Genomic DNA, 8,924 nt, shown 5'->3' with positions numbered 1-8,924 from the left:
TAGGCACCCCAGGCTTTACACTTTATGCTTCCGGCTCGTATGTTGTGTGGAATTGTGAGCGGATAACAATTTCACACAGGAAACAGCTATGACCATGATTACGCCAAGTTTGCACGCCTGCCGTTCGACGATTACGATTACTCCATAACAGGGACAGCAGGCCACTCAATATCAGGTGCAGTTGATGTATCAACACGGTTCAGCAACACCCGATACTTCTTCCAGGCTTCCAGCAACGAGGTTTCTTCCTTCGTTGCAATTTCCAGATCTGCAGCATCCTGAAGCGGCGCAATATGCTCACTGGCTACCTGCATCAGGCTTTTTTTTGTTTCTTCCGCCTCCCGGATCCGGAACAGTTTTTCTGCTTCCGTATCCTTCACCCAGGCTGTGCCGTTCCACTTCTGATATTCCCCTCCCGGCGATAACCAGGTAAAATTTTCCGGTAACGGACCGAGTTCAGAAATAAATAACGCGTCGCCGGAAGCCACGTCATAGACGGTTTTACCCCGATGGTCTTCAACGAGATGCCACGATGCCTCATCACTGTTGAAAACAGCCACAAAGCCAGCCGGAATATCTGGCGGTGCAATATCGGTACTGTTTGCAGGCAGACCGGTATGAGGCGGAATATATGCGTCACCTTCACCAATAAATTCATTAGTTCCGGCCAGCAGATTATAAATTTTTATGGTCCGTGGTTGTTCACTCATTCTGAATGCCATTATGCAAGCCTCACAATATAGTTAAATGCAATGTTTTTGACGGTGTTTTCCGCGTTACCCGCAGCGTTAACGGTGATGGTGTGTCCGTGTGAACCAATACTGAAAGAATGGGCATGAGCACCGATAACAACCGGATGCTGGTGCGCACCAATACCAACTGTATGCGCATGTGCACCGGCACTCACGGCTGTACCGGACAATGAGTGACTGTGGCTGCCCTGACTGTCCGTTTTCGATAAATAAGCAATACCCTGTGTGCTGGTTCCTTTAACTGTGGATAAACTTCCTGTAATGGTTGCTGTTCCATACTGACTCCAGCCAGAACTGTTCATCCTTAAACCACTTGTGTGGGCATGAGCACCCGCGGCCCCTGTTGAACCGCTCAGACTGTGAGCATGAGCCCCCGTGTTATTCGTCGATTTGGTGCCGTAATCGAAACTGCCTGTTGTTTTCGTCCCGTAATCAAACGACGATGTGGTTTTCGTCCCCAAATCCGTACCGGATGCACTGGCACTGTGGGTGTGCGACTTAATTCCATCCTGTTCCTGAGACAATACAGCACGACCGCTGGCGGGTTTCCCCTTGATTGTCCAGCCTCGCATATCAGGAAGCACACCCGATGGATACGCGACAGCAAGTTTTGGGTAGGCTGATTTGTCAAACGCCTGCCCCTGCATCAGGACGTAGCCAGACGGAACGATATCTGATGGCCACGGGATCGGCGCACCTGCCGGAAAGGCCGAATTCTCACCGGCCCCAAGGTATTCAAGAACATCTGCAACGGAATTTTTTGCCAGAATATCCCCGCCAACCTGAGTCAGTTCAGTCAGGCTGGCGGCATCATTTTCCGCAAAATACGGTAATTTATTTTTCGCCGTGGAAAGCCCTGCCAGCGCCGTCAGTGTCGCATTCTTCGGTTGTTTACCCGCAAGCGCGTTAGTCATGGTGGTAGCAAAATCTGGATCATTCCCGAGCGCTGCGGCCAGTTCATTCAGCGTATTCAGTGCGTCAGGTGACGCGTCGATAACATCTGCAATCGCGGCCAGTACAAAAGCGGTGTTCGCAATCTGGGTATTGTTTGTTCCCCTGAGCGCGGTTGGTGCTGTTGGCGTTCCGGTCAGTGCCGGACTGTCCAGTGGGCTTTTCTGTTCGTTTCATCCATTACCACCTTAACCGCCTTTGGCGTTGCAGCAAGCGTTTCAGACGTGCTGTTGGTTGCACTGCTGAGCTGCACTATCCCCTTTCTCGTTGTGTCCGCATCCTCAAGCGCGACAGCTGAAGCTATATCTTCTGCACGTTTTGCCGAATTTTTTGCACGTATTGCCGCCGCTTCTGCCGCACTTTTGCTCTGCGATGCTGATACCGCACTTCCCGCAGCCTCTATCGCCTTCGTGGATGCCGTTGACGCACTCCCCGCCGCCGCTGTTTTTGCGTCTGCCGCGGCAGAGGCGCTCCGTTCCGCTGCTGTTTCAGATGACCTGGCATTCGTCTCGGACGTTTTTGCCGCCCTGGCAGAATTTTCTGCCGCCGTTGCCGAGGAAGCTGCACGACCGGCACTTGATGATGCGTTCGTTTCTGATGATTTTGCTGCCTCTTTTGAGGCCACCGCATCTCGTGCTGAAGTGGCGGCCTCTGACGCTTTCGTGGCCGCGGTGGAGGCAGACGTGGCGGCTGATTGTTGTGACGCTGCAGCATTCGTTTCTGACGTTTTCGCCGCACCGGCACTGGTGGCCGCCGCGTTTTTTGAGGACTCTGCGGCTGCGGCACTTTTTTCCGCTTCAGTGGCCTTTGCTGATGCCGCTTCTGCGCCGGAGGACGCTTCCTGAGCTGACGATGCAGCCTGTCCGGCGGACGTGCTGGCGGCGCGTGCTGAGTCAGTTGCATCAGTCACAAGGGCCGCGACCTGAGCAGCTGATGCACTGGCATCGCCGGCTGATTTCTTCGCGTCTGCCGTACTCTGTGCCACCACGGACGCGTTACGCGCCACCTCTTCCACCATCAGTTCAAGACGACGCAGCACCTCCGGCCGGGCATCATCCTCCGTCATGGCACAGAGAAAATCATTCAGCGTCCCCGGTTGTGAATCTTCATACACGGTGATGGTCCCGGCGTGCGATGGTGGAAAACCGTCAACCTGCAGGATGACACTGTACTGACCGTACTCCACATCCATGCTGTAACGCCCGGCTTCATCCGGATTCTCTGAGCCCACCGTGTTCACCACCACCGTGGTGCTGTTACGTCTGGCTTTCAGCTGAATGGTGCAGTTCTGTACCGGTTTTCCTGTGCCGTCTTTCAGGACTCCTGAAATCTTTACTGCCATATTCACCCCACAAAAAAGCCCACCGGTTCCGGCGGGCTGTCATAACACTGTGTTACCTGGCTAATCAGAATTTATAACCGACCCCAACGATGAATCCGTCAGTACGCCAGTCGCCACTGCCGGAGCCTTCATAAGCAATATCAACAACGACGGACGCTGCCGGATTAATCTGTATACCTGCACTCCACGCCACTGAGGTATGCCGCATTGCACTTTCGTCCCTGGCAGTGGTCGTCTCTTTCATATACCCGGGAGTGATTTCCGTCTTACGGTAATCCATTGTACTGCCGGACCACCGACTGTGAGCCACTCCGGCCATGGCGTACGCACTGACCTGCTTACTGATTTGTAAAACCGGTCCGGCCATCACGCTCACATAACGTCCACGCAGGCTCTCATAGTGAAACGTATCCTCCCCGGTCATCACTGTGCTGCTCTTTTTCGACGCGGCGAACCCCAGGGAAGCCATCACCCCCACACTGTCCGTCAGCTCATAACGGTACTTCACGTTAATCCCTTTCAGATGACTCACACCGGTATCCCCGCCCGACAACGACGGCAATGTACCCGGTTTCACTTGAAAATAGCCCACCGTAAACGTACCATGTCCACCTTCCGCACGGGCCGGAGTGACTGTCACCGCAAGTGCGGCAAAGACAGCAACGGCAATACACACATTACGCATCGTTCACCTCTCACTGTTTTATAATAAAACGCCCGTTCCCGGACGAACCTCTGTAACACACTCAGACCACGCTGATGCCCAGCGCCTGTTTCTTAATCACCATAACCTGCACATCGCTGGCAAACGTATACGGCGGAATATCTGCCGAATGCCGTGTGGACATAAGCGTGAACGTCAGGATCACGTTTCCCCGACCCGCTGGCATGTCAACAATACGGGAGAACACCTGTACCGCCTCGTTCGCCGCGCCATCATAAATCACCGCACCGTTCATCAGTACTTTCAGATAACAAATCGAATACGTTGTCCTGCCGCTGACAGTACGCTTACTTCCGCGAAACGTCAGCGGAAGCACCACTATCTGGCGATCAAAAGGATGGTCATCGGTCACGGTGACAGTACGGGTACCTGACGGCCAGTCCACACTGCTTTCACGCTGGCGCGGAAAAGCCGCGCTTGCCGCCTTTACAATGTCCCCGACGATTTTTTCCGCCCTCAGCGTACCGTTTATCGTACAGTTTTCAGCTATCGTCACATTACTGAGCGTCCCGGAGTTCGCATTCACACTGCCACTGATATCCGCATTTTTAGCGGTCAGCTTTCCGTCCGGTGTCAGGGAAAAGGCCGGAGGATTGCCGCCGCTGGTAATGGTGGGGGCCGTCAGGCGCTTCAGGAACACGTCGTTCATGAATATCTGGTTGCCCTGCGCCACAAACATCGGCGTTTCATTCCCGTTTGCCGGGTCAATAAATGCGATACGATTGGCGGCAACCAGAAACTGGCTCAGTTTGCCTTCCTCCGTGTCCTCCATGCTGAGGCCAATACCCGCGACATAATGTTTGCCGTCTTTGGTCTGCTCAATTTTGACAGCCCACATGGCATTCCACTTATCACTGGCATCCTTCCACTCTTTCGAAAACTCCTCCAGTCTGCTGGCGTTATCCTCCGTCAGCTCGACTTTTTCCAGCAGCTCCTTGCCGAGATGGGATTCGGTTATCTTGCCTTTGAAAAAATCCAGGTAACCTTCCGCATCATCGCTCGCCCGACCGACGGCCTCCACGAATGCCGATTTGCCAACGGTGTTCACACTGCGGATATAAAAGTAATAATCATGGCCCGGTTTGATATTGATACTGGCGGCTATCCAGTACAGCGCCGTACCAAGATAACGCGTGCTGGTTTCAACCTGTCTGATATCCGCAATCTGCTTTTCCGAGAACCAGAACTCAAACTGTACCGTCGGGTCATAAACGGCAAGATGCGGCGTGGCGGTTATCTGAAAATAGCCCGGCGTCAGCTCAATCCTCGACGGTGCTGCCGGTGCGGCAATCCGGAACGATACCGACGCCGGATCGCCCTGCTGCCCCCACGCATTTACCGCCCGGACTGTCAGCCTGTAGTTCCCCAGCGCCAGTTGCGTGAAGCGGTATGTGGTTTCCGTCGTCCGGGCCGTGCTGACCAGCCGCTCACTGTCGTCGTCCGCTGTTACGGTCAGACGGAGCAGGAAACTCACGCCCTTCACCACCTTCGGTGTGTCCCATCGCGCCAGCACCTGATATTCCCCGCTGTCTGCAGTGACTTCTGCGGTCAGGTGCTGCACCGCTGGCGGCGTGACACCATTCACCGTGCCACTCTGTTCGCCGTCAAAGTGCGCCCCGTTATCCACGATGGCCTCTTTTTCCGGCACATGCTGCACGGCGGTGATGGCATACGTGCCGTCGTCGTTCTCACGGATACTCACGCAGCGGAACAGTCGCTGGCGCAGCGTCGGCAGCTTCAGCTCCCATACGCTGTATTCAGCAACACCGTCAGGAACACGGCTCACTTTTACCTTCACGCCGTCGGTGACGGACTGAACCTCCACGCTGACCGGATTGCCACTTCCGTCAACCAGGCTTATCAGCGCGGTACCGGAGGATGGCAGCGTGATTTCACGGTCGAGCGTCAGCGTCCGGGTCTGGCTGTTCACCGCCAGCACACGACCACCGGTGCTGATACCGGCATAGTCATCATCGCAGATTTCAATAACATCGCCCGGTACATGGCGAAGCCCTTCTGCGCCGACGCTGAAATCCACGGTCTGCGTTTCCAGCAGTTCTGTTTTAATCAGCCACAGCCCGGCGCGGTGTGCCTGCCCCCGGCTGGTACAGCCAAAGGCATCCATCTTCGTAACATTACGACCGTAACGGGCAATGGCCTGCGTATCTTCAACAAGCTCTGTCGCCGTCTCCCAGCCGTTGTTCGGGTCAATCCAGTTCACCTCAACGGCATTATGGCGGTCCTTCAGGGCGCTGAAGCTGTAGCGGAACGGCGCGCCATCATCCGGCATCACCACATTACTGCGGTTATAGGTCCACGTCTTATCCGACGGTCGGTCCTGCACGAACGTCAGCGTCTGCCCGTTCCATACCGGCATACAGCGCATCGCCGAGCAGAAATCGCTGAGCACATCCCACGCCTTACGCTGTGTGGTCAGGTACGCATTACAGGTGATGCGCGGCTCCGTGCCGCCAAAGCCGTCCGGCACTGACTGGTCGCAGTACTGGCCGATGACATACAGCGCCCATTTATCCACATCCGCCGCACCAAGACGTTTCCCCATGCCGTAGCGCGGATGGGTCAGCATATCCCACAGACACCAGGCCATGTTGTTGCTGTATGCCGGTTTAAACGTTCCGTCCCAGATACCGCTGTATTGCCGCGTCTGCGGGTTATAGTTCGACGGCACCTGCAGAATACGCCCGCGCAGATGATAATTACGGCTCACCTGCTGGCTGCCGAACTGCTCCGAGTCCACCTGCACGCCGACCAGTGCCGTGTTCGGGTAGCACTGTTTCACATCGATGATTTCAGTGTATGACGACCAGAGCGTTTTGTTCTGCAGCTGGTCTGTGGTGCTGTCCGGCGTCATCCTGCGCATCCGGATATTAAACGGGCGCGGCGGCAGGTTACCCATCACCACCGAGGCCAGATACTGCGAGGTGGTTTTGCCCTTAATGGTGATGTCTTTTTCCGTCACCCAGCCACCGTTACGTTGTATCTGAACCAGCAGGCGGACTTCCGACGGATTCCTGTCACCCTTTGAGGTGGTTTCCACCAGTGCCTGTACACCGAAGGTAAAGCGCAGACGGTCGATGTTTGCAGACGTAATGGTGCGGGTGATCGGCGTGTCATATTTCACTTCCGTACCCAGCACCGTCTCGGAGCCGGAGGATTCAAATCCCTCCGGCGGAGTCTGCTCCTGCTCACCAGCCCGGAACACCACCGTGACACCGGATATGTTGGTATTCCCCTCAGTGTCCAGCACCGGCGTACTGTTCAGCAGCACGCTTTTTAAGCCATCCACCGGACCTTCAATCGGCCCTTCGCTGATGGCATCGATCACACTCAGCAACTGCGTGGACTTCAGGTTGTCCTTCGCTTCGCGCGGGGTATGCCCCTTACTGCTTCCTTTACCCATTCCTCACGCTCCATAAATGACAAAACCGCCCGCAGGCGGTTTCACATAAAACATTTTGCATCAGCGACCAATCACCACAACCTGACCACCGTCCCCTTCGTCTGCCGTGCTGATCTCCTGAGAAACCACGCGTGACCCCACGCGCATTTCCCCGTACAGAACAGGCAGAACATTGCCCTGGGCAACCATGTTATCCAGTGAGGAGAAATAGGTGTTCTGCTTACCGTTATCCGTTGTCTGTATACGGGGAGTTCTGGCTTTCGGTGCCAGCATCTGCGCCACACCACCGAGCACCATACTGGCACCGAGAGAAAACAGGATGCCGGTCATACCACCGGCCCCAATGGCTGCCCCCCATGCTGCAAGGGTGGCTCCGGCGGTAAAGAATGATCCGGCAATGGCGGCAGCCCCCAGGACAATCTGGAATACGCCACCTGACTTGGCCCCGGCGACTCTGGGAACAATATGAATTACAGCGCCATCAGGCAGAGTCTCATGTAACTGCGCCGTTAACCCGGACGTGCTGACGTCCCGCCCGGCAATCCGTACCTGATACCAGCCGTCGCTCAGTTTCTGACGAAACGCCGGGAGCTGTGTGGCCAGTGCCCGGATGGCTTCAGCCCCCGTTTTCACACGAAGGTCGATGCGGCGACCAAATCGTTGTAAATCCCCGTAAAGGCAGATGCGCGCCATGCCCGGTGACGCCAGAGGGAGTGTGTGCGTCGCTGCCATTTGTCGGTGTACCTCTCTCGTTTGCTCAGTTGTTCAGGAATATGGTGCAGCAGCTCGCCGTCGCCGCAGTAAATTGCGGCGTGATTCGGCACTGATGAACCAAAACAGCACAGCAGCACATCGCCCGGCTGTGCCGCTGACAACGGCACCTGATACAGCCCCGTCGCCTCCAGATTATCCAGATAGAGATTCTGGCCGTTACGCCACCAGTCATCCTCACGATGAAAGTCCGGCATCTCAATCCCCGCCAGATGATAAGCATCCCGGAACAGTGTGTAACAGTCCGTCACACCGTGCTCAAAGCGCCGCCCGGTGAGATGCGGCACACAGCGGAACTTATGAATCGTCCCCCGGCAGACCAGCCACCACGGCAAATCACTCTGCACCTGCAGCCGCCGGTCGGCCTCACTCAGCCAGGGCAGACCACCGGGGTGGCTGTGGACCAGCGCCACAATCTCACCCTGCATTTCTGCCTGCAGCCAGTCTTCCGGCGACATACGGAAATACGCCTCCGGCTCACCGGAGATATTCACGCAGGGGAAATATCTTTCCCCCTCCGGCGTGCTTACCACGAAGCCGCACGACTCCGCTGGCGCACATCGCCGGGCGTGCGCCAGAATCGCTGATTCTGTCTGTGTCATGGGATTTACTGCGAAAGTTTGTTAATGGAAAGGAAGCCGCCAAAGTTGCCGACGTTATTGCGGAACTTACAACCGCTCAGGCATTTGCTGCATTTATCCTTCGTGATATCGGACGTTGGCTGGTCATATTCATCCGCGACAGCCGGACCGCTATAACCGCACTCGTCACCGCGATAGGTCCAGGTGCAGGTGTTGGCCAGCATGATACGTCCCGGAAAAACAGCGCCATCCGTTTCCGTCGGCGTGGACAGTACAAAGGAGGCACTCACCGCGCTCAGTTCGCTGCACTGCTCAATGCGCCAGCGGCTGATCACCTCCTGCTCCGGATCGGCGTAACTGTTTCCGTTGACGAAGTTAAGCT

Annotated in this window: 8 protein-coding genes; all 8 read right to left on the bottom strand. The window is 55.8% G+C overall.

All coding sequences use genetic code 11. The annotated features are described in order from the left end of the window. Positions 1-137: 137 nt before the first annotated feature. Positions 138-722: a tail fiber assembly protein gene (locus ACPUYX_RS20570; RefSeq protein ID WP_015979258.1), complete on the bottom strand. Its 585-nt coding sequence runs from the start codon at positions 720-722 to the stop codon at positions 138-140. Continuing rightward, complete coding sequence (locus ACPUYX_RS20565; protein WP_426381461.1) at positions 722-1,666, bottom strand: tail fiber protein; 945 nt, start codon at positions 1,664-1,666, stop codon at positions 722-724. Before ACPUYX_RS20565 ends, ACPUYX_RS20570 begins: the two co-directional genes overlap by 1 nt. 173 nt (positions 1,667-1,839) lie before the next feature. Next, positions 1,840-3,045, bottom strand: coding sequence for a prophage tail fiber N-terminal domain-containing protein (locus ACPUYX_RS20560; protein ID WP_426381460.1), 1,206 nt, complete (start codon positions 3,043-3,045; stop codon positions 1,840-1,842). Between the two features lie 64 nt (positions 3,046-3,109). Next, on the bottom strand, positions 3,110-3,730 hold the full coding sequence (gene lom / locus ACPUYX_RS20555) for an outer membrane beta-barrel protein Lom (protein WP_001246632.1): 621 nt from the start codon (positions 3,728-3,730) through the stop codon (positions 3,110-3,112). A 61-nt stretch (positions 3,731-3,791) separates the two neighbouring features. Next, positions 3,792-7,190: a phage attachment tail tip protein J gene (gpJ, locus tag ACPUYX_RS20550; RefSeq protein ID WP_426381459.1), complete on the bottom strand. Its 3,399-nt coding sequence runs from the start codon at positions 7,188-7,190 to the stop codon at positions 3,792-3,794. Positions 7,191-7,250: 60 nt separating this feature from the next. After that, positions 7,251-7,883, bottom strand: coding sequence for a tail assembly protein (locus ACPUYX_RS20545; protein WP_000090889.1), 633 nt, complete (start codon positions 7,881-7,883; stop codon positions 7,251-7,253). Then, on the bottom strand, positions 7,820-8,563 hold the full coding sequence (locus ACPUYX_RS20540) for a C40 family peptidase (protein ID WP_000194780.1): 744 nt from the start codon (positions 8,561-8,563) through the stop codon (positions 7,820-7,822). Before ACPUYX_RS20540 ends, ACPUYX_RS20545 begins: the two co-directional genes overlap by 64 nt. Positions 8,564-8,568: 5 nt before the next feature. Next, the coding region (locus ACPUYX_RS20535) for a phage minor tail protein L (protein ID WP_426381458.1) at positions 8,569-8,924 on the bottom strand (356 nt) is incomplete at its 5' end.

The organism is Desulfosporosinus sp. SYSU MS00001 (assembly GCF_049943955.1).
Taxonomy (GTDB): domain Bacteria; phylum Bacillota; class Desulfitobacteriia; order Desulfitobacteriales; family Desulfitobacteriaceae; genus Desulfosporosinus.
The sequence above is the reverse complement of the archived record's forward strand: the minus strand, read 5'-3'. Positions and strand labels throughout refer to the sequence as shown.